Source organism: Micromonospora sp. NPDC005171 (genome assembly GCF_040608575.1).
In the GTDB taxonomy this organism is placed as follows: Bacteria; Actinomycetota; Actinomycetes; order Mycobacteriales; family Micromonosporaceae; genus Micromonospora.
On sequence record NZ_JBEXIM010000012.1, the window covers coordinates 15318 to 35044 of the forward strand.

The window sequence follows — 19727 nt, forward strand, 5'->3', positions numbered from 1 at the left end:
AATTACCGATTAGCGGCGATCCAGGCATCTAGCTGCGCCCACCAATCGAAGAGCCAGTCGATGCGTTGCTGCCGGCCGGTCGGTACGTCCTCCGGCGGCACCGACCAGAACCGCATCACGATCCGCTTGTCCATCGGCAGTTCCCGCCACACGTCGGCGACGGTGAGCATCCGGTCCAGCCCGGTGTGCGCGACGAAGATGACGCCGGCGTCCGGTGCGGCGTCCAGCGCGGCGAGCATCCCGCCCGGCTGCGGGGCGAGGACGTGGCGCATCCGCTCGGCGCGCAGGGCCATCCGTTCCAGGCCGAGGGAGCGCAGCCGGGCGATGGCGCGCAGCCGTCGTCTGGGGGTGAAGTTGCCGCCCTCGGGGAAGATCACGAACGCGTCGTTGTCGTCCAGGCCGGCGGCGAGGTGCCCGACCTGGCGTACCGTCTCCTCGCCACGCTCTGGCGTCGGCGCGATGAATCGGTTGGGCAACCTGTTGAGCAGCACGTCGATCGCCGGGTCCCACTGGAGGCTGTCCTTCAGGACGATTCGCGGCTCCCGGTGGAACCAGTTGACCAACCCGTGGATCAGGATGAACGAGTCGCCCGGCCCGGCGTGCCGACAGAGCACCAGCTCGGGCCGGCCCGGCAGCGCGGTGTCCGGGTCGGTGCCCACCACGTCGATGCGCAACCGCAGTGTCCACCGTGCCTGCCAGAACAGCACCCGCAGGAACCAGCCGGCCAGCACGTAGTGCGCGCGCTGGAAGGCCGGCGACCGGGTCCGCCAGCCGAAACCGGAGACCACCCAGAGCAGGAAGAGCGCGATGAGCGCGGCGGCGTCCCAGACCAGGTAGAAGCAGCCGATCCAGAGCAGTCGCAGCGGGCGCAACCGTCCCGGGACCAGCGGGGACGCGGCAGCGGCGAGCAGCGCCCAGATCGGCAACGTGGTGACCACGAGGAAGGCGAGCAGCACGACGGCGGGGGCGAACAGCAGCCGACGCAGCCACCGGGGAGGCAGCGGCATCACCGCTCCTGGTGGGTGGCGAGGTAGCGCCGGGAGGCGGTGTACGCGCGGCTGATCCGCCGGCCCACCGCCGCCATGTCCCGGTACGCCCACGGTGTGTCGTCGCGTGGGTTGAGCCCGCCGGTCGGCAGGACGTGCACCTCCACCCCCTCGGGCAGCGCCGCCATCTCCCGGAAGAAACGGTGCCGGCGGGAGATCTCGAACGCGACCTGCGCGATCTCCCACGGCCGGCGCGGCGGGGTCAGCTCCCGTTCGATCCGACCCACCTGCAGGACGTAGATCCGGCGGGCGCCGACGGCCACCGCCTCGCCGATCGGGATGGAGTTGACGATCCCGCCGTCCACGTAGTGCGCGCCGTCGATCTGCATCGGCGGAAGCAGACCCGGTACGGAGGCCGACGCCATCACCGCCGGCACCACCGGACCGCTGTCGAACCAGTGCTCGGCGGCCCGCTCGATGTGGGCGGCGCAGCACCGGAACGGCACCCGCAGATCGGCGAAGGTGGTGTCCACCCCCAGCTCGGTCTCCAACAGGCGGCGCAGCGGCCGGGGTGAGTGCAGGTGGGTGCGGGCGGCGAAGCGGCGCAGCTGCCGGGCCACCGAGTCGCCGTACACCTCGCTCGCCTCCGGTGAGGCCCAGAGCCGGACCAGCCGGTCGGTCACCGCCTCCGACGGGTCGGCGGCGACCAGCGCGCCGTTCACCGCGCCGATCGAGGTGCCGAGCACCATGTCGGGTTGGATGCCGGCCCGGAACAGGGCGCGCAACATGCCGACCTCGACCGCGCCGAGCACTCCCCCGCCGCCGAGCACGAACGCCACCGGTCCCCCCGCCATGTCTTTCATCCTGGCACGGGCCCGCTGCCGACTGATCGGCCGCTGTCCACCGGCGGTCAGCGCACGGCAGGCACCGCCCGCCGATGGCCGGTGGCGGCGGCGTTGACAGGCCGGACGCATTCGCGCAACCTGATACGGCTCCCACCCCTGAGGCAGGTGCGATCCGTGAAGGCAGCACTGCATCCGGGCCGATTGCTGGCTCGCAGATACCGACTTCTGGACCAGATCGGCGCCGGTGGCATGTCGGTCATCTGGCGTGCCCGGGACGAGGTGCTGGACCGGGTGGTCGCGCTCAAGGTGCTCGCCCCGTCACTCGCCGCCGACGCGCGGTTCCGGGGCATGGTGCGCGAGGAGGCGCGGGCCGCCGCCCAACTGGTGCACCCGCACCTGACCTCCGTGCACGACTACGGCGAGACGGTCGACCCGGACGGCTCGATCACCTCGTTCGTGGTGATGGAGCTGCTCAGCGGCGAGGAGTTGAAGCTCCGGCTCACCGAGGGGCCGTTGCCGTGGACCGAGGCGGTCCAGGTGGGCGCGCAGGTCGCTGACGCGCTGGCCGCCGCGCACCGGCTCGGCATCGTGCACCGGGACATCACCCCGGCCAACGTGATGATGACCGGGACGGGCGTCAAGGTGCTCGACTTCGGCATCGCCACCCGGATCGGCGCGCCCGACGAGGACGAGGACGGCGAGACCTTCGGCACCCCGGCGTACGTCGCTCCGGAACGTCTCGACGGCGCCCCGGCCCAGCCCTCCACCGACGTCTACTCGCTCGGCGTGCTGCTGCACGAGGCCCTCACCGGAAGGGTCCCGTATCCGGCGGACACCTGGGAGCAGCTCAGCGCCGCGCTGGCCAGTGGCCCGCCGCCGACGCTGTCGGACGTACCGGACCTGCCCGCGCCGGTGGCCCAGATCTGCCTGCGCAGCCTCGCCCGGAACCCGGCCGATCGGCCGACCGCCCGGCAGGTCGCCACCGCGCTGCGCGACCACTCGCTGCCCGCCGCCCCCCCGACCGCGACCATCCGGGTGCCCACCCAGCCCCTGCCTGCGGAGTCGCCCGCCGTCGCGACGGCGAGCGTCCCGGCGGCGGCCAGACTGGACGGAGACACCTCGGACGGCGGGGCCTCCTCCGGCGCGGGCGAGCCGGCGACCGGGTCGGGTTGGTCGCGGCGGCGGCTGGTGTTGCTGCTGGTGCTGGCCGTCGGGGTGACGCTGGCCGGGGTGGCCCTGCTGCCCGAACAGCAGCCGGTTCGCCGGGCGCAGCCCTCCGCTGGGCCGGTGACGACCCCGTCGACCGATCCGCCGGCCCCGGAGTCGTCCGCGCCGATCACGCCGACCCCGCCGACCCCGGCACCGGCGGCGAGGCCGACGACCGGCGGGCCCACCGCGAAGCCGGGCACCCTGACCGAGGTCGCGAACCGGGTCGACGGGTTGATCGGCGCCGGGCTGAGCGCCGGGGAGATCCGCGACGACGTGGCCCTCGACCTGCGCAACGAGTTGCGCAACCTGACCGTGGCGGTCAGCTCCGGCCGCGAGGAACTGGAGCCGCCGGTGGCCCGGCTGCGCGCCAAGGTCACCGTCCGCCTCGGTGAGGGTGGCATCAGTCCGGCGTACGCCTCTCGGCTCGACGCCGCCATCGCCGAGCTGGGCGCGACCGGGGCCTGACCCGGCGACGCCGGTGGGTCAGCGCACCGGCACCCGGGCCGGTTCGCGGACGTCGTGCCGGCCGAGGGCGAAGCGCCGATAGACCTCCGCGTAGCCGCTCGCCATCCGCTCCACCGAGAAGTTCCGCGCGACGTGCGCCACACAGTCCTCCGGGTCGAGTCGCGCTGCGGCGAGCAACGCCGCGGGTAGCTCCTCGGACCGCTCGACGACGAGCCCGGTCAGGCCCGGCCGAACCAGCTCGGGCACCGCACCCCGGTTCAGCGCGACCACAGGCGTGCCGGTCGCCATCGCCTCCAGCATCACCATGCCGAACGGCTCGTCCCACTGGATCGGCATGATGAGGCAACGGGCGTCGACAAGCATCCGTAGCGTCGTCGCGCGGTCGGCGTTGAGCACGACTGTCACATCCTCGTCGACCATCGGCGCGACGACCTGCTCGTAGTAGCGGCGCTCGGCCGGCTCGTTGCACTTGCCGGCCAGCAGCAGGGGCAACCCGGCTGCCCGGCACGCCCGGATGGCGGTGTCCGGGCCCTTGTCCGGGCTGAACCGGGCCAACCACAGCACCGGCCCCGCGCCGGGTGAGTGCTTGCGCGGGAAACCCCGGATGTCGAGCGCGTTGTGCACCGTCCCGGCCCAGGGCAGGTTCGGGTTCAGCCCGCGCTGGGCGTGCGAGATGGCCACCATGGCGACGCCCGCGTCGATGTCGCTCAGCACGTCGCCGTACTCCCCGACGGGGTTTCCGTGCACTGTAGCGACCGTCGGCACGGCTCGGCGGCCGGCGACCAGCGGACCGATCGTGGTGTGGTCGTGGATCACGTCGAAGTGGGCCGCGCTGATCAGCCGATTCACCCGGGCCAGGTGCGCCAGCTCGGGCAGTGACTCACCGAGCCGCTCGTACTGGACCTCGGCGACTGTGGAGACGAAGCCGTCGGCCGCCGTGCCGTGGTCACCGCCGGCGCCGAACAGGGTCACCGCGTGCCCCTGCCCGCTCAGCGCGTCCACCAGCGCGGCGACGACCTGCTCAAGGCCGCCGTAGCCGGGCGGCGGAACGGACAACCATGGCGGAACCACCATCGCGATGCGCAGCGACCGCTTCTCGGAGCGGCCCGCAGGCGGGTGGTTCACGGCCACGAGTCCTCCCCGTTGATCCGCCGGTGCGGTGGCACCGCCGGTCGGCGGCGGTTTCCCGATGGCGTCGCGGGTAAACCGGACATGGCGGACGATCACCCGCCCACCAGAAGCTGGTCGTGGACCATTCGCACCCCCGGCGCGGACCACGCCACCCGCTCGACCTGGTCGCGTTCCCACCAGGAACGGACAACTCCGGCGAGGACCAGCGTGTCGCCGTCCACCTCGACTGTCACCCGCTCGCCGCCGAGGGTGCGCGACAGCGCCCGCTGGACATCCCGCCGCAGCTGCTCGGCGGCCGGCGGCGCGGCAGGTCGTACCTCGATCAGGTTGGTGATCCCCCGTACGCCGTCGAGCCGACGCACCTCGCCCTCGGCGGCCCGCCGCTGCCACCCGAACTCGACCTCACCGCGCAGCATCAGCCAGCCGTTCGCCACTGTCACGTCCAGCCGTTCGGCGGGCACGAAGCTGTCCCACTCCAGTGCCCGGGTGGCGGCGATGGCGACCTCGGCGTCGGTACGTCCCGGAGTGCCGGGCAGCCGCACCTCCATTTCGTCGGCCACCGCCCGTACGCCGCGGACCCGCTGGGCGCATCGGGTAGCGGCCCAACCGCGAGCGGCACCGTCCACGAATCCGGTCAGGGTGACCACGCCCTGGTCGACTGTCACCCCGATCTCGTTCGGTTGCAGCTGGGCGTCCCAGGCCAACTCGGCCAGGACGTCGCGTTGGATCCGCTGGTCGCTGCGGACATCCACCACCTCGGTCATGGCATCCCACCCCCGGTTCCGGTCGTCGCCCACCGAACCTGCCGGGCGGACGGGTGACGGCGGTTCACCCGATTCGGGTGAACCGCCGTCGGGGCGGAAAAAAGCGGCGGGTGACGGAGCCGACCCCCTCGGCCCCGCCACCCGCCGCCGGAGGGAGGAAGCAGGTTCTGGTACGTGGTCAGGACGTCTCGGCGAGCGTCACGCTCGCGGACTTCTCCACACCGTTGCGCTTGAACTGCACCTCGACGCGGTCGCCGACCTTGCCGGCCTGCACCGCGCCGACCAGGTCGTCCGAGTCGTTGACCGGCTTGTCGCCGAACCGGGTGACGACGTCGCCGCGCTGAAGGCCGGCCTTCTCCGCCGGGCTGCCCGGGGTGACCGACGCGACGAGCGCGCCGCCGCCCTCGGCCTGGTTGACGCCGACGCCGAGCGACGGGTGGCTGACCTTCTCGCCACGCTGGAGCTTGCCCGCGACGTCCTTGGCCTTGTTGCTGGGGATGGCGAACCCGACACCGATGTTGCCGGTGCTCTGCCCGGAGGTCGCGATGGCGGTGTTGACGCCGATCACCTCGCCCCGGGTGTTGACCAGCGCGCCACCGGAGTTGCCGGGGTTGATCGGCGCGTCCGTCTGGAGCAGGCCGGAGATCGAGCTGACCGGCTGGCTCTGCTGGGTCGGGTCCTGCTGCTGGCCCTCGCCGGCCCGGATGGTGCGGTCCCGGGCGCTGAGGATGCCCGAGGTCACCGAACCTTGCAGGCCGAGCGGGCTGCCGAGCGCGAGCACCTGGTCGCCGACCTGCATGGCGTCGCTGTCACCGAATTTGGCGGGCTTGAGGTCGCTCACCCCGTTGGCCTTCACCACGGCCAGGTCGGTCTTCGGGTCGGTGCCGATGATCTTCGCGTCGGCGGTCTTGCCGTCGGCGAAGACCACCCGCACCGCGTCGCCCGCGGCGGACGCGACCACGTGGTTGTTTGTCAGCACGTACCCGTCGGCGCTGAGCACCACCCCGGAGCCCTCACCGCTGTCGGTGGTGATCGAGACGACGCTGTCCTGCACTGCGGCGGCGATCTTCGGCAGGTCGGCGCCATTGATCACGGGAGCAGCGGAGTAGGTGCGGGTGATACCGCCACTGTCGCCGTCGAGGGCGAGCGCGAGCGCCCCGCCGGCCACGCCGGAACCGAGCATCAGGGCGAACACCGCGACGCCGGCACCGGCGAACTTGGCGATCCGGCCCGGTCGGGGGCCGCTGCCGGGCGGCGCGACCTGCGGGCCCCACGGCGGGACCGGCTGCCCGGGGTGCTGCGGGTGCTGTCCGGGGTGCTGGGCGTGCTGCCCGGGGTGCTGCTGGTGCTGGGCGTACGGCATACCCGGCTGGCCCCCGCCGGCCCAGCCGGACTGCTGGCCCGGGTACCAGGGGGCGCCGGGGTAGTGGCCGGCGGCCGGCTGTGGGTAGCCGGGCTGGCCGTGCGCCGGGTGACCGGAGACCGGGTACGGCGGCGCGGACGGCGTGGCGGCCGGGCGCTCGTAGCCGGTCGACGGCTCGTACCCGGTCGACTGAGCGGTGGCCGGCGGGCCGGCGGGCGCCGCTGCGGTGGTCTGCGCGTCACCGGCGGTGGAGGCGACAGTGGGGTCGCCGTCGGTCGAGACGACCGGTACGGGGGTGGTCGGGGAGTCGGACTGCACGCGCTCGTCGCGCGGCAGCTCGGCGGTGGGGTGCGACGGCTCGGCGTCGGTGGGGGCCGGCCGGCGCTGCGGGTCGGACTCGAACTCGGTCATGGCACTACCTTCTCCCCCGGCACTGCAATCAACCTGGAACCGTCCTGGAAGTTGGCTGAAAGTCACTCGCCCGCTCCGTCGACCTGTGGCAGCAGCGGCAGCCGCACCCGGAAGGTGGACCCGCCGCCGGGCGTCTCGGCCACCTCGACCGAGCCGTGGTGGGCCGCGACCAGCGCTGCCACGATGGCCAGCCCAAGGCCGGTGCCGGTGTTGCCGTCGGCCCGCCGGGTACGGGCCGCGTCGGCCCGGTAGAACCGCTCGAAGACCCGTTCCGCCTGCTCCGGCGAGAGGCCGGGGCCGGTGTCGGCCACCTCCACCACGGCGAAGCCACCCGGCTCGGCGCGCAGCCGTACCCGGATCTCGGCCTCCGGCGGGGTGTGGGTGAGCGCGTTGGTGACCAGGTTGCCGATCACCTGACGCAGCCGCGCGTCGTCGGCGGAGACGACGAGCGGGCCCGATTCGGGCGCGATGTCCAGCTCGATCTGCCGGTTCGGTGCGATCGCCCGCGCGGCCTGCACCGCGTCGGAGGCGAGCACCGGCAACTCCACCGGGGTCAGGGAGAGCGGTCGTTCCATGTCCAACCGGGCGAGCAGCAGCAGGTCCTCCACCAGCAGCCCCATTCGGGCCGCCTCGTCCTCGATCCGGCGCAGCAGGCCGGCGGTCTGCTCCGGCGCGCGGGCGGCACCCTGCCGGTACAGCTCGGCGAAGCCACGGATGGTGGTCAACGGAGTCCGCAACTCGTGCGAGGCGTCCGCGACGAACCGCCGCATCCGTTCCTCGGAGCGGATGGCCCGCGCCTCGGATGCCTGAGCGGCGGCGGCGGCGTCCCGGGCGGCACTCTCCGCCCAGCGCGCCGAGGTCTCCGAGGCGGCTCGGGCGGTGAACGCCGCCTCGATCTGGGTGAGCATCGCGTTCAGCGCACGGGAGAGCCGGCCCAGTTCAGAGGTGGGGTACTCCTGCCCCTCCTCCGGGTCGGGCACCCGGCGGGTCAGGTCACCGCCGGCGATCGCGGCGGCGGTCTGTTCGATCTCGACGAGGGGCTTGAGGCTGGTTCGGACGACCGCCGCGCCGACCGAGGCCAGCATGATCAACACCGCACCGCCGACCAGCAGGTCGATCCAGGCCAGCCGCTTGACTGCGAGGTCGACATCGGTCAGGTGCTGACCGATCGCGGCCATCTGGCCGCTGGGCAGCTCGGTGTAGAGCATCCGCCAGCGCACCGAGCTGTCCCGGGCCCGGACGGTGAACGGAGCACCGTTGCGGGCCTGTTCCTCCTCCCGAAAACCGCTCGCGTCGTTCGGCCACGGCGGCAGATCGTTCATCCGGAAGTTGGTGGTGTCGAACGCCGGGATCTGCGCCTTGCCGGTTATCGCGTCGGTCAGCACGATCACGTAGTCGGTCGGCAGCTGGACGGCGTTCGACGACGGCGTGATGGACTGGATCCGGTTGGCGGAGTCGTGCAGCTCCTGGTCGATCTGGTCGACCAGGTAGTTGTGCAGGAAGTACGCGGTCGAGACGCTGATCACCAGCAGCGCGACGGCGACCAGCGCCAGCACCGAGGTGACCAGCTTCACCCGCAGCGGAACGCTGCGGACCCGTCCCTTCGCCTGTTCGACCGCGTTCACGCCGCCGGCTTGCGTAGCACGTACCCCACGCCGCGGAGAGTGTGGATCAGCCGGGGTTGGGTGGTGTCGACCTTGCGCCGCAGGTACGAGATGTAGGACTCGACGATGTTGTCGTCGCCCCGGAAGTCGTAGTTCCAGACGTGGTCGAGGATCTGCGCCTTGGACAGCACCCGGTTGGCGTTGAGCATCAGATACCGCAGCAGCTTGAACTCGGTCGGCGAGAGCTGCACCCGCTGCCCGGCCCGGTGCACCTCGTGGGTCTCCTCGTCCAACTCCAGGTCGGCGAAGGTGAGCCGGGACGGGGCCTGCTCGCCGGTAGTGGTGCGGCGCAGCACGGCGCGGATCCGGGCGGTCAACTCCTCCAGGCTGAACGGCTTCGTGACGTAGTCGTCGCCGCCCAGGGTCAGCCCACGGATCTTGTCGTCGGTGGCGTCCCGGGCGGTCAGGAACACCACAGGGGTACGCGTGCCGCCCTCGCGGAGCATCCGGATGACCTCGAAGCCGTCCAGGTCGGGGAGCATCACGTCGAGCACCACCAGGTCGGGCCGGTGGTCCTTGGCGGCGTGCAGCGCCGCGCTCCCACTTGTCGCGGTGGCCACGTCGAAGCCCGCGAACCGCAGGCTCGCGGAGAGCAGTTCGAGGATGTTGGGGTCGTCCTCGACGACAAGCAGTCGCGCCTCGGTCTGGGTAGCGGGCATGCGCCCATCATCGGTGACATCACTGCGCCACCGCTGGACGCTTCCTGCAAAAAGGCTGTGAGTCGCCGGCCGTCCGGCGACGCTGGTCAGCGCAGCAGGCGACGCAGCCCGTCGAGGGCGCCGTCGAGCAGCCGGATCGCGGTGCGCAGCTGGGTGTCGCTGAACTGTCGGGCGCGCATCAGCCGCCCCACCTCGGCGGTGAACGCGGCCAGCCGCTGGTCCAGCTCGTCGAGCAGCTCGGCCTGCGGTCCGGTGGTCGACGTCGGCCGGGGCGGCGTCGCGGGCGCCTCCCACCGGGCCCGCCGGGTCTGCCGGGTGGCTTCGCTCAGCTCCCGCTTGAGGTCGCGTGCCGATCCGCGTACCTCGCTACGGATCTCGCCGGCCAGGCTGGAGAGGTCCGCCACGGAGGCCGCGATGTCCGTTTCCAGCGCGGTCAACTCGCCGACGCGCTGGCGCAGCTCCGCCCGGCCGGCGTCGGTGATGTCGTACGTCTTGCGGCCACCGGCCGCGGTGTGGCTGACCAGCCCTTCGACCTCCAGCCGTTGCAGGCGGGGGTAGATGGTGCCGGCGCTGGGCGCGTACAGCCCGAGGAACCGGTCCTCCAGCAGGCGGATCAGCTCGTAGCCGTGCTTCGGGCCGTCGTCGAGCAGCTTGAGCAGGTAGAGCCGGAGCCGCCCGTGGCTGAACACGGCGGTCACGGCAGCTCCTCCCCGTCGTCGTCGACCGCTCGGGCGAGCAGGGCGATGCTCCCCGAGGTCGCGGAAGCCCAGAGCTTACCTTCGCCGGCGCCGAGCACCCCTTCGCTGCTGGGCAGCGGGAACGTGGAGGTGCGCAGCTGCGGAAAGCCGCTGGTGATGCGCCCGGACGCGGTGTTCAGCTGGACGGCGAGGTCGCTGTCCGCGCGGACCCGGACGGTGATGCTGCCCGAGATGGTGGTCAACCGGATCTCGCTGCGCCGGGGGTTGTCCAGGTCGCAGGTGATGGCGCCGGAGACGGTCTGCGCCCGTACCCGGTCGGCGGCGCTGTCGGCGAGGATCACCTCCCCGGAGACGGTCTCCAGGGTGAGGTCGCCGCGGACGCCGAGCGCCTCCACCGGCCCCGAGGTGAGCTTCGCTGAGGTGTTGCCGCGCAGCCCCATCAGGGTGATCTGGCCGGCGACGACGTTGACTGTGGTCTGCCGGCGCAGGCCGGAGGCGACGAGCGAGCCCGCGACCAGGCCCAGGTCGGCGAGGACGTCGGCGGGCACGGCGACGGAGACGTCCACCCGGGGATAGCGGTGGATCATCCGGAACCACCGCAGGACGTCCGACCAGCCCCGGCCGCGCTCCTGGCGGATGCTGAGCCGGCCGTCGGTGTGGTCGATCAGGACCGGCCGACGGCCGACCTGGGTCACGTCGATCCGGGTCGGCCCGTCGGTGGCGACCACGTTGAGCCGTCCACTGATCAGTCGAACGTCCAGCCGGACGACCGGAGCGTCCAGTGTGAGCCGCTGCGGGCTCTCGACAGTCCATCCGGCCATGGCGTCCCCCTCTCGACGACGCGCGGGACGCACGCCGAACAGGAGGAGAATGTAACGCGATACATCGCGACACCACAAGACAGGTCGCGAGTTGGTCGCCGCGTTCGGGTGTGGCTCCCTCAGGCGGCCAGGTCCAGCTCCCGCTCGGCAAGCCCCGTCGGCACGGGAACGGCGGGGGTCACCGTCGGCACCGGCCGCAGCCGGGCCCGCGCCGCGACACCCGCCGTGGGCACCAGGTGTACGGCCGACTCGGCGGCCCGGGCCAGCAACCGTCGATCGGCGTCCCGGGCCGGGTGCAGCGCCCCGGCGATCGTCACCGAGACCACCAGTTCCCGCGCCGCGACCACCCGGGCCACCGACCGCAGCAGGGTGTCCGCACCGAGGAAGGCGGCCGCCGTGGTGGTCGATCCGGTGGCCGCGCAGCGGTAGGTGAGCCGCAACGGCACCACCGGGCTGCCCGTGTCGATGGCCGCCTGGAACATCGCGGGCCGGAAACCACCACCGGGGCGGCAGTCGGCGGCGTCCTCCCCGGCACACCACGTCGTACCCTCCGGAAAGACCGCCACCGACCGCCCGGCGCGCAGCGTGTCGGCGACCCGGCCGACGGTCCTCGGCAGCGTCAGCGGCCGGGCGCGGTCCACGAAGACCGTTCCCGCCGCCGCGGCCAGCAGACCGACCACCGGCCAGGAGCGGATCTCCCGCTTCGCCACCATCCGGGTCGGCGCGACCGCCAACACCGCGAGGATGTCCAGCCAGGAGACGTGGTTGGCGGCCAGCAGCGCGCGCCGCCGGGGCAGCCGACCCCTGACCACGAGGCGGACGCCGAAGGCGCGCGCGGTGGCCCGTGCCCAGCCGCTGACCAGACCCTGCCGTTCCCGGCTGGGGAGCACCGGCAGCAGCAGCACCACCGGGATCCCGGCCAGCAGCATGCCGAGCGCGGCGACCAGCCGGAGCACCCGGCGGGCCATCGGCACCGTGGGCACCTCGCCGGCCGCGGGCAGGCAGTCGTCGTCGCAGCCCGAGGAGGGCCGCCACAGATCGCGCGGCACGGCGGTCACCGCTGCTCTCCGCCCAGGAAGTGCCGCAGGTAGCGCGGGTTCATCCGGTCCAGGGAGAAGAGGACGTAGAAGTCCGCGCACCCGAAGTCGCTGTCGTACGACGGCTCGCCGCAGATCCACGCGCCGAGCCGGAGGTAGCCCCGCAGCAGCGGCGGGACCGCGACCCGTCCGGCCGGGGCAGCGGCGACCGGGCCGGCGGCAGCCGCCTCGGTGAACCACGGCCGCAACGGGCGGACCCGCAGCGGCGGCGGCGACAGGTGCCGGGCCCGGGCCTGGGTCCACACCTCGGCGACCGTCCGCCCGCCGTCGGCCACCGGCACCGACGCACAGCCGCCGAGCCAGCGGGAGCCGCGCAGGTGCAGGTACCTGATGATGCCCGCCCACATCAGGTTGATCACCGCGCCGGAGCGGTGGTCCGGGTGCACACAGGACCGACCCGCCTCGACCAGGTCGCCGCGGAGCGGGTCGAGCGGGCTCAGGTCGAACTCGTCCTCGGCGTAGCGCCGGGTGGTGCGCCCCGGCGGCAGCAACCGGTACGTCCCGACCACCTCGCCGGTGCTGTCCTCGCGGACGATCAGGTGGTCGCAGTACGCGTCGAAGGGGTCCACGTCCAACCCGGCCTCGCCGGGAAGGAGGGTGGCGCCGAGCTCGGTGGCGAACACCTCGTGGCGCAGGCGTTGCGCGGCCGCGACCTGGGTGGGGTCGTCGGCGATCAGCAGGGTGTATCCGCTGGTCTTCAGGGGTGTGCCAGCGGCATGCAGAACGGCCATGGGATCTGTGTAGGTGCCCGGGTTGCCATCCATGGGGACCACCGGTGTCGATCGGATGAACGCCGGCAGGCGAGACCGCTAGCCGGGCCCGGTGGAGACCGTGCGAGGCTGCCCGGGCAGGCCGGCGACGACGGCCGACACGCACCACCGGAGGTCGACGATGCGCATCGAGTCCCGCTACAACGGGCCCGCCGGTTCCGGCAACGGCGGGTGGAGCGCGGGGATCTTCGCCGCCGAGGCAGGCGGCAGCGGGCCGGTCGAGGTGACGCTGCGCCGCCCGCCGCCGCTGGAGACCGAGCTGACAGTGGTCGACGGCGAGGTCCGGGACCCGTCCGGCGAGTTGGTGGCCGAGGTGCGCCCGGCCGGGATGATCGATGCCGTCGTACCCCCGGTCGACAGGGACACGGCGGTGGCCGCCGCGGCCCGCTACCCCGGCCTGGTCGAGCATCCGTTCCCCGGCTGTTACGTCTGCGGGCCGGAGCGGGCCGACGCGCTGCGGATCTTCCCCGGCCGGCTGCCGGATGGCCGGACCGCCGCGCCGTTCCGCGCGCCCGAGCAGGTCAACGGGGCCACTGTCTGGGCGGCGCTGGACTGCCCCGGTGGTTGGGCGGTGCTCGCGCCGGGCCGCCCGTACCTGCTGGGCCGGATCGCCGCAGTGGTCGCGGCGCTGCCCCGGCCGGGCGACGAGTGCGTGGTGACCGGGGCGTTGCAGCGCGTCGATGGGCGCAAGGCGCTCGTGCACACCAGCCTGTACGGCCCGGACGGGTCGCTGCTCGGCGCGGCCCGGGCCACCTGGATCGCCCGCTGAACCCGGTCGTCGTCCGCAGGGATGAGTCGCCTCCACCCCGCGACGGAGGCAAAGGTACGGACCGCGCCTGATTGACCTTGTTGCCACGGGCCGTCACGCTGTGCCACGGCGTACCTCGACGCCACACACGGGAGGAGAACGATGTCTGACGGGCAGCGAAGCCCCACCAGCGACGGTCAGATCGTGGTGTCCGGTCTGACGAAGCAGTACAAGAACGTCCGGGCGGTGAACAACCTGTCCTTCACCGTGGCGCCGGGGCGGGTGACCGGCTTCCTCGGCCCGAACGGCGCCGGCAAGACCACCACGCTGCGCATGCTGCTGAATCTGGTCACGCCGACCGCCGGCACGGCCACCATCAGTGGCCAGCGGTACGTAGACCTCACCGACCCGCTGCGGCAGGTCGGAGCGGTGCTGGAGGCGTCCAGCGCGCACAAGGGCCGTACCGGCATCAACCACCTCCGGGTCATCTGCGCGGCGGCCGGGCTGCCCAAGCAGCGGGCCGACGAGGCGTTGGCACTGGTCGGGCTGACCCCGGCGGCGAAGCGCAAGTTCAAGGGTTACTCGCTGGGCATGAAGCAGCGGCTCGGCATCGCCGCCGCGATGCTCGGTGACCCCCGCGTGCTGATCCTCGACGAGCCGGCCAACGGGCTGGACCCGGAGGGCATCCGGTGGATGCGCGGGTTCCTCAAGAACCTCGCCCACGAGGGCCGTACGGTGCTCGTCTCCAGCCACCTGCTGTCGGAGATGCAGTTGCTCGCCGACGACGTGGTGATCATCGCGGCCGGGCAGCTGGTCCGTCAGGGTCCGGTCGAGCAGGTGCTCGGGTCGATGGCGCAGGGCGCCCGGGTCCGGGTCCGCACCCCGCAGGCCGAGACGCTGACCGCCGCACTGAAGGCGCAGTCGGCGACCGTTGACGTCGACGAGCACGGCGTGCTGCTGGTCGCCGGTGTGGACGCCCCGACGATCGGTCGCGCCGCCCTCACCGCCGGGGTGGAGCTGCACGAACTGACCACCGAACGGCCCGATCTGGAACGGGTCTTCCTGGAGCTGACGGCCGGAAAGGCGGGCATCCGATGAACCTGGTCCGATCCGAGCTACTCAAGATCCGTACCACCAGCACCTGGTGGTGGCTGGCTCTCGGCGCGTTCCTCTCGATCGCCCTGGCGTTCGCGGTCAACGCGTGGTTGGCCGTCACGGCGCTCGGCGGCGACGCCGACGAGATCGGCGTCAGCGCCGAGCAGGCGACCGCTCCGGCGCAGGCGGCGAATCTCTACACCTCAGGCCAGTACCTCGGGCTGATGTTCGTGATGCTCATCGGCATCCTGATGGTCACCAACGAGTTCTTCCACCAGACCGCGACCACGACGTTCCTGACGACTCCGCGGCGAACGTCTGTCATCGTCAGCAAGCTCGTCGCCGCCAGCCTGCTCGGCTTCATGTTCTGGCTGGCGACCACGCTGATCGACCTGGCCGCGGGCTCGATCTTCCTGTCCGCGAACGACTACGGCACTCAACTCGGTGAGTGGCCGGTGCAGCGGGCGCTGCTGTTCAACCTGCTGGCCTACGCCATCTGGACGATCCTCGGGGTGGGCATCGGCACGCTGATCACCAACCAGCTCGGGGCGGTGATCACGGCGGCGGTGCTCTATCTGATCGGCACCCAGGTGGTGGGCCTGCTCTTCCTGCTCCTGTCGAACCTCCTCGACAGCGAGGCGGTGCTCAAGTGGCAGGTGATCTGGCCCGCTGTGGCATCCCAGGTCATGATCACGGAGGGCACTTCCGAGTTCACCCCGTCCTGGTGGGTCGGGGCCCTGGTGCTGATCGGCTACGCGCTGGTCAGCGGAGTTGTCGGAGTCCTGCTGACCCGACGGCGCGACATCGCCTGATGGCGTCTGCGACCCCGGGGCGGCGACGAGCTGGCCGCTCCGGGGTCGGGCGTCACCGTCGGCGACCGGCCGCGCGAGGGCCGGGCGTTACCAGTTCGACACGGTACGCGCAGGCGTTGCCGAACTTCTGGCATCTTCTGTGAAACCGGCCACGGGACCGAGGCGGAAATGCCTGCGGGATCGGTACGGCGTAGCCTGGGAGCCGTCCAGTCCGTGCTCCTAATCGGGCGCGACGGACCCACCGCGTGCCACACAAACCCGCGTGAAAGAGGCGATTACCGGCCGTGTCGACCCAGCAGACTTCGCAGGAGAACCCACTGGCGGGTTTCGGCCCGAATGAGTGGATCGTCGAGGAGATGTACCAGCGTTACCTCGCCGACCCATCGAGCGTCGATTCGGCCTGGCACGACTTCTTCGCCGACTACCGGCCGGCACCGGGCGCGGGCACCCCGCGCGGCGCCGAATCGTCGGACAAGCCCGCCGCCGCTCCGGAGCCGGACGGGCAGCCCGAGGCAGCCGCCACCGTCACCCAGCCGAGCGCCCCGGCCAAGCCGGCGACCGCGAGCAAGCCGGCCGCCGCCCAGCCCGCGCCGGCCAAGCCCGCTGCCGCTCCGGCGGCGGCCCCCAAGGCCACGCCGGAGAAGGCCGCTGCGGCCAAGCCGGCCGCCAAGGCCGCCGCGCCGAGCGTCGACGGCCCGCAGACCACTCCGTTGCGGGGCGTCGCGGCGAAGATCGTCCAGAACATGGACGCCTCGCTGAGCGTGCCCACCGCCACCAGCGTGCGCGCGGTCCCGGCCAAGCTGCTGGTGGACAACCGCATCGTGATCAACAACCACCTCGCCCGTGGGCGGGGCGGCAAGGTCAGCTTCACCCACCTGGTCGGCTACGCGATGGTGCGCGCGCTGGTCCAGCACCCCGAGATGAACAACTCCTTCGCCGAGGCCAACGGCAAGCCGGCGGTGGTCCGCCCGCCACACGTCAACCTCGGCATCGCGATCGACCTGGCCAAGCCGGACGGCAGCCGCAACCTGGTGGTCCCCTCCATCAAGGGTTGCGAGCAGATGGACTTCCGGCAGTTCTGGCAGGCGTACGAGGACGTGGTCCGACGGGCGCGGCGCAACGAGCTGACCATGGAGGACTACTCCGGCACCACGATCTCGCTGACCAACCCGGGTGGCATCGGCACCGTGCACTCGATGCCGCGGCTCATGCAGGGACAGAGCGCGATCATCGGCGTCGGCGCGATGGAATACCCGGCCCCCTACCAGGGGATGTCCGAGGCCACCCTGGCCGAGCTGGCGGTCAGCAAGATCATAACGCTGACCAGCACGTACGACCACCGGATCATCCAGGGCGCGCAGTCCGGCGAGTTCCTCAAGGTGATGCACGAGCTGATCCTCGGCGAGCACGGCTTCTACGACCAGATCTTCACCGCGCTGCGCATCCCGTACGAGCCGGTGCGCTGGATGCGCGACGTAGCGGTCAACTCCGAGGGTCAGATCAACAAGACCGCCCGGGTGCACGAGCTGATCCACGCGTACCGGGTGCGCGGTCACCTGATGGCCGACACCGACCCGCTGGAATTCAAGATCCGCAAGCACCCCGACCTGGACGTCCTCCAGCACGGGCTCACCCTGTGGGACCTGGACCGCGAGTTCCCGGTCAACGGCTTCGCCGGCCGGCAGCGGATGAAGCTGCGCGAGATCCTCGGCGTGCTGCGCGACTCGTACTGCCGCCGGGTCGGCATCGAGTACATGCACATCCAGGACCCGGAGGAGCGTCGCTGGGTCCAGGAACGGATCGAGCGCAAGTACGAGAAGCCGTCCGCCGACGAGCAGAAGCACGTGCTCAACCGGCTCAACGCGGCCGAGGCGTTCGAGACCTTCCTGCAGACGAAGTACGTCGGCCAGAAGCGCTTCTCGCTGGAGGGCGGCGAGTCGCTGATCCCGCTGCTCGGTGAGGTGCTGGAGTCCTCCGCCGAGAACGGGCTGGACGAGGTCGTCATCGGCATGGCCCACCGGGGTCGGCTGAACGTGCTGGCCAACATCGTCGGCAAGCCGTACGAGAAGATCTTCTCGGAGTTCGAGGGTCACCTGGACCCGCGCTCGACGCAGGGCTCCGGCGACGTGAAGTACCACCTGGGTCAGAACGGCAAGTTCACCACCCCGGACGGCGAGCACGCCGTCAAGGTGTCGGTGGTGGCCAACCCGTCGCACCTGGAGGCCGTCGACCCGGTGCTGGAGGGCATCGTCCGGGCCAAGCAGGACCGGATCGACCTCAAGTTGGAGGGCTACACCGTGCTGCCGCTGGCGGTGCACGGTGACGCCGCCTTCGCCGGGCAGGGCGTGGTCGCCGAGACGCTCAACCTGTCGCAGCTGCGCGGCTACCGCACCGGCGGCACGGTGCACGTGGTGGTGAACAACCAGGTCGGCTTCACCACCGCCCCGGAATACAGCCGGTCCAGCCTCTACAGCACCGACGTGGCCCGGATGATCCAGGCGCCGATCTTCCACGTGAACGGCGACGACCCGGAGGCCGTGGTCCGGGTGGCCCGGCTGGCCTTCGAATACCGGCAGACGTTCAACAAGGACGTCGTGATCGACATGGTCTGCTACCGCCGGCGCGGGCACAACGAGGGCGACGACCCGTCGATGTCCAACCCACAGATGTACAAGATCATTGACTCGAAGCGCTCGGTCCGCAAGCTCTACACCGAGGAGCTGATCGGTCGCGGTGACATCACCGTGGAGGACGCGGAGGAGCTGCTGCGCGACTACCAGGCGCAGCTGGAGAAGGTCTTCAAGGCCACCCGGGACGCCGCCTCGGCACCGCGCCAGCTCAACCGGCCGCGCCGCGAGGAGGAGCCGGAGCCGCAGGTCGACACCGCCACCGACGCGTCAGTGGTCAAGGCCATCGGCGAGGCACACATCAACCTGCCGGAGGGCTTCACCCCGCACAAGCGGATCCAGCAACTGCTGGACCGGCGGGCCAAGATGTCCGTCGAGGGCAACATCGACTGGGGCTTCGGCGAGATCATCGCGCTCGGGGCGCTGCTGCACGACGGAGTCACCGTCCGGCTCGCCGGGCAGGACTCGCGCCGTGGCACCTTCGTCCAGCGGCACGCCTCGGTGGTCGACTCCCGCACCGGCGACGACTACCTGCCGCTGAAGTCGCTGACCAGCGACGGCGAGCGCTCCCGGTTCTTCGTGCACGACTCGCTGCTCAGCGAGTACGCGGCGATGGGCTTCGAGTACGGCTACTCGGTGGAGAACATCAACGCCCTGGTCGCCTGGGAGGCCCAGTTCGGCGACTTCGTCAACGGCGCCCAGTCGGTGATCGACGAGTTCATCTCGTCCGGTGAGGTGAAGTGGGGCCAGCGCTCCGCGATCACCCTGCTGCTGCCACACGGCCACGAGGGTCAGGGCCCGGACCACACCTCCGGCCGGCCGGAGCGGTTCCTGCAGATGTGCGCCGAGGACAACATGCGGGTGGCCATCCCGACCACCCCGGCGAACTACTTCCACCTGCTGCGCCGCCAGGCCCTGTCGCCCAAGCGCAAGCCGCTGGTGGTGTTCACGCCAAAGTCGCTGCTGCGGCACAAGCTCTGCGTCTCGTCGGTGGAGGACTTCACCACCGGCACCTTCCAGCCGGTGCTGAGCGACACGGCCGCCCCGGCGCCGGAGGCGGTGAAGCGGGTGCTGCTCTGCTCCGGCAAGGTCTACTACGACCTGTTCCAGGCCCGGCAGGAGCGCGGCGTCACCGACACCGCGATCCTCCGGCTCGAGCAGCTGTACCCGCTGCCGGTGGAGGAGATCCGGGCCGCCCTCGCGCAGTTCCCGAACGCGGAGGACTTCGCCTGGGTGCAGGAGGAGCCGGCCAACCAGGGTGGCTGGTCGTTCGTCGCGCTCAACCTGCTGGAGCACCTCACGGACGTTCGGCTGCGGCGGATCTCCCGCCCGGCCGCGGCCGCCCCGGCGGTCGGCTCGGCCAAGACCCACGAGGTCGAGCAGAACGCGCTGATCGAGGCGGCTCTCCCCCGCCCGTGACCTGACCTGCGCACGGAAGCCGGGGCAGGGCCGTCTCACCACGGTCCTGCCCCGGCTCTCGTAGGTCCGCCGGTCCACCCGCCGGCCGGTCGACCACCCCACCCACCATCCGCCCGGACCGAGCCGGGCCGAGCACGAGGACG

General features: G+C 71.9%; 16 protein-coding genes. 5 read left to right on the forward strand and 11 right to left on the reverse strand.

The window, feature by feature from the left end:
- Window positions 1-2 precede the first annotated feature (2 nt).
- Both ABZU74_RS17090 and ABZU74_RS17095 read right to left on the reverse strand, forming a co-directional pair.
- Window positions 3-1007, reverse strand: coding sequence for a 1-acyl-sn-glycerol-3-phosphate acyltransferase (locus ABZU74_RS17090; RefSeq protein WP_355424293.1), 1005 nt, complete (start codon window positions 1005-1007; stop codon window positions 3-5).
- Window positions 1007-1840, reverse strand: a complete 834-nt coding sequence (locus ABZU74_RS17095) for a patatin-like phospholipase family protein (protein WP_196919568.1) — start codon at window positions 1838-1840, stop codon at window positions 1007-1009. The genes ABZU74_RS17090 and ABZU74_RS17095 overlap by 1 nt, the downstream gene beginning before the upstream one ends.
- Before the next feature lie 165 nt (window positions 1841-2005).
- On the opposite strand from ABZU74_RS17095, the gene ABZU74_RS17100 reads away from it, so the two are divergent.
- A complete protein-coding gene (locus ABZU74_RS17100; protein WP_355424296.1) occupies window positions 2006-3505 on the forward strand; it encodes a protein kinase in 1500 nt (499 codons plus the stop codon).
- A gap of 18 nt (window positions 3506-3523) precedes the next feature.
- Here ABZU74_RS17100 and ABZU74_RS17105 read toward each other — a convergent pair whose 3' ends face one another.
- The 9 genes from ABZU74_RS17105 to ABZU74_RS17145 all read right to left on the reverse strand — a co-directional run bounded on the left by ABZU74_RS17105 (window position 3524) and on the right by ABZU74_RS17145 (window position 12844).
- A complete protein-coding gene (locus ABZU74_RS17105; RefSeq protein ID WP_355424626.1) occupies window positions 3524-4579 on the reverse strand; it encodes a glycosyltransferase in 1056 nt (351 codons plus the stop codon).
- Between the two features lie 149 nt (window positions 4580-4728).
- Complete coding sequence (locus tag ABZU74_RS17110) at window positions 4729-5400, reverse strand: BON domain-containing protein (RefSeq protein ID WP_355424299.1); 672 nt, start codon at window positions 5398-5400, stop codon at window positions 4729-4731.
- Between the two features lie 178 nt (window positions 5401-5578).
- Complete coding sequence (locus ABZU74_RS17115; protein WP_355424302.1) at window positions 5579-7174, reverse strand: trypsin-like peptidase domain-containing protein; 1596 nt, start codon at window positions 7172-7174, stop codon at window positions 5579-5581.
- Between the two features lie 62 nt (window positions 7175-7236).
- Window positions 7237-8799: a HAMP domain-containing sensor histidine kinase gene (locus ABZU74_RS17120; RefSeq protein ID WP_355424305.1), complete on the reverse strand. Its 1563-nt coding sequence runs from the start codon at window positions 8797-8799 to the stop codon at window positions 7237-7239.
- Window positions 8796-9497 carry a response regulator transcription factor gene (locus ABZU74_RS17125; RefSeq protein ID WP_110561683.1) on the reverse strand — a complete coding sequence of 234 codons (702 nt, stop codon included), beginning with the start codon at window positions 9495-9497 and terminating at the stop codon, window positions 8796-8798. The genes ABZU74_RS17120 and ABZU74_RS17125 overlap by 4 nt, the downstream gene beginning before the upstream one ends.
- Before the next feature lie 86 nt (window positions 9498-9583).
- Window positions 9584-10195 carry a PadR family transcriptional regulator gene (locus ABZU74_RS17130; protein ID WP_355424309.1) on the reverse strand — a complete coding sequence of 204 codons (612 nt, stop codon included), beginning with the start codon at window positions 10193-10195 and terminating at the stop codon, window positions 9584-9586.
- The gene (locus ABZU74_RS17135; protein ID WP_355424312.1) at window positions 10192-11016 is read right to left on the reverse strand and encodes a DUF4097 family beta strand repeat-containing protein; all 825 of its coding nucleotides are present in this window, start codon (window positions 11014-11016) and stop codon (window positions 10192-10194) included. Before ABZU74_RS17135 ends, ABZU74_RS17130 begins: the two co-directional genes overlap by 4 nt.
- A 119-nt stretch (window positions 11017-11135) precedes the next feature.
- Window positions 11136-12074: a lysophospholipid acyltransferase family protein gene (locus tag ABZU74_RS17140; protein ID WP_355424315.1), complete on the reverse strand. Its 939-nt coding sequence runs from the start codon at window positions 12072-12074 to the stop codon at window positions 11136-11138.
- A complete protein-coding gene (locus tag ABZU74_RS17145; protein ID WP_355424318.1) occupies window positions 12071-12844 on the reverse strand; it encodes a GNAT family N-acyltransferase in 774 nt (257 codons plus the stop codon). Before ABZU74_RS17145 ends, ABZU74_RS17140 begins: the two co-directional genes overlap by 4 nt.
- A gap of 160 nt (window positions 12845-13004) precedes the next feature.
- Between ABZU74_RS17145 and ABZU74_RS17150 the strand changes: the two genes are divergently transcribed.
- The 4 genes from ABZU74_RS17150 to ABZU74_RS17165 all read left to right on the forward strand — a co-directional run bounded on the left by ABZU74_RS17150 (window position 13005) and on the right by ABZU74_RS17165 (window position 19584).
- Window positions 13005-13652 carry a hypothetical protein gene (locus ABZU74_RS17150; RefSeq protein WP_355424321.1) on the forward strand — a complete coding sequence of 216 codons (648 nt, stop codon included), beginning with the start codon at window positions 13005-13007 and terminating at the stop codon, window positions 13650-13652.
- A 141-nt stretch (window positions 13653-13793) separates the two neighbouring features.
- Window positions 13794-14729 (forward strand): ABC transporter ATP-binding protein, encoded by a 936-nt coding sequence (locus tag ABZU74_RS17155; RefSeq protein ID WP_355424323.1) that lies wholly within the window; start codon window positions 13794-13796, stop codon window positions 14727-14729.
- Complete coding sequence (locus tag ABZU74_RS17160; protein ID WP_355424326.1) at window positions 14726-15538, forward strand: ABC transporter permease; 813 nt, start codon at window positions 14726-14728, stop codon at window positions 15536-15538. The genes ABZU74_RS17155 and ABZU74_RS17160 overlap by 4 nt, the downstream gene beginning before the upstream one ends.
- Window positions 15539-15822: 284 nt before the next feature.
- Window positions 15823-19584, forward strand: a complete 3762-nt coding sequence (locus tag ABZU74_RS17165; protein WP_355424329.1) for a multifunctional oxoglutarate decarboxylase/oxoglutarate dehydrogenase thiamine pyrophosphate-binding subunit/dihydrolipoyllysine-residue succinyltransferase subunit — start codon at window positions 15823-15825, stop codon at window positions 19582-19584.
- Window positions 19585-19727: the final 143 nt, after the last annotated feature.

What these genes read in the sequence shown, in the direction of transcription:
- ABZU74_RS17160 (WP_355424326.1), top strand. Translation starts at nt 14,726, where the DNA reads ATGAACCTGGTCCGATCCGAGCTACTCAAGATCCGTACCACCAGCACC.
- ABZU74_RS17090 (WP_355424293.1), bottom strand. Translation starts at nt 1,007, where the DNA reads ATGCCGCTGCCTCCCCGGTGGCTGCGTCGGCTGCTGTTCGCCCCCGCC.
- ABZU74_RS17145 (WP_355424318.1), bottom strand. Translation starts at nt 12,844, where the DNA reads ATGGCCGTTCTGCATGCCGCTGGCACACCCCTGAAGACCAGCGGATAC.
- ABZU74_RS17125 (WP_110561683.1), bottom strand. Translation starts at nt 9,497, where the DNA reads ATGCCCGCTACCCAGACCGAGGCGCGACTGCTTGTCGTCGAGGACGAC.
- ABZU74_RS17095 (WP_196919568.1), bottom strand. Translation starts at nt 1,840, where the DNA reads ATGGCGGGGGGACCGGTGGCGTTCGTGCTCGGCGGCGGGGGAGTGCTC.
- ABZU74_RS17105 (WP_355424626.1), bottom strand. Translation starts at nt 4,579, where the DNA reads ATGGTGGTTCCGCCATGGTTGTCCGTTCCGCCGCCCGGCTACGGCGGC.
- ABZU74_RS17135 (WP_355424312.1), bottom strand. Translation starts at nt 11,016, where the DNA reads ATGGCCGGATGGACTGTCGAGAGCCCGCAGCGGCTCACACTGGACGCT.
- ABZU74_RS17110 (WP_355424299.1), bottom strand. Translation starts at nt 5,400, where the DNA reads ATGACCGAGGTGGTGGATGTCCGCAGCGACCAGCGGATCCAACGCGAC.
- ABZU74_RS17115 (WP_355424302.1), bottom strand. Translation starts at nt 7,174, where the DNA reads ATGACCGAGTTCGAGTCCGACCCGCAGCGCCGGCCGGCCCCCACCGAC.
- ABZU74_RS17150 (WP_355424321.1), top strand. Translation starts at nt 13,005, where the DNA reads ATGCGCATCGAGTCCCGCTACAACGGGCCCGCCGGTTCCGGCAACGGC.
- ABZU74_RS17155 (WP_355424323.1), top strand. Translation starts at nt 13,794, where the DNA reads ATGTCTGACGGGCAGCGAAGCCCCACCAGCGACGGTCAGATCGTGGTG.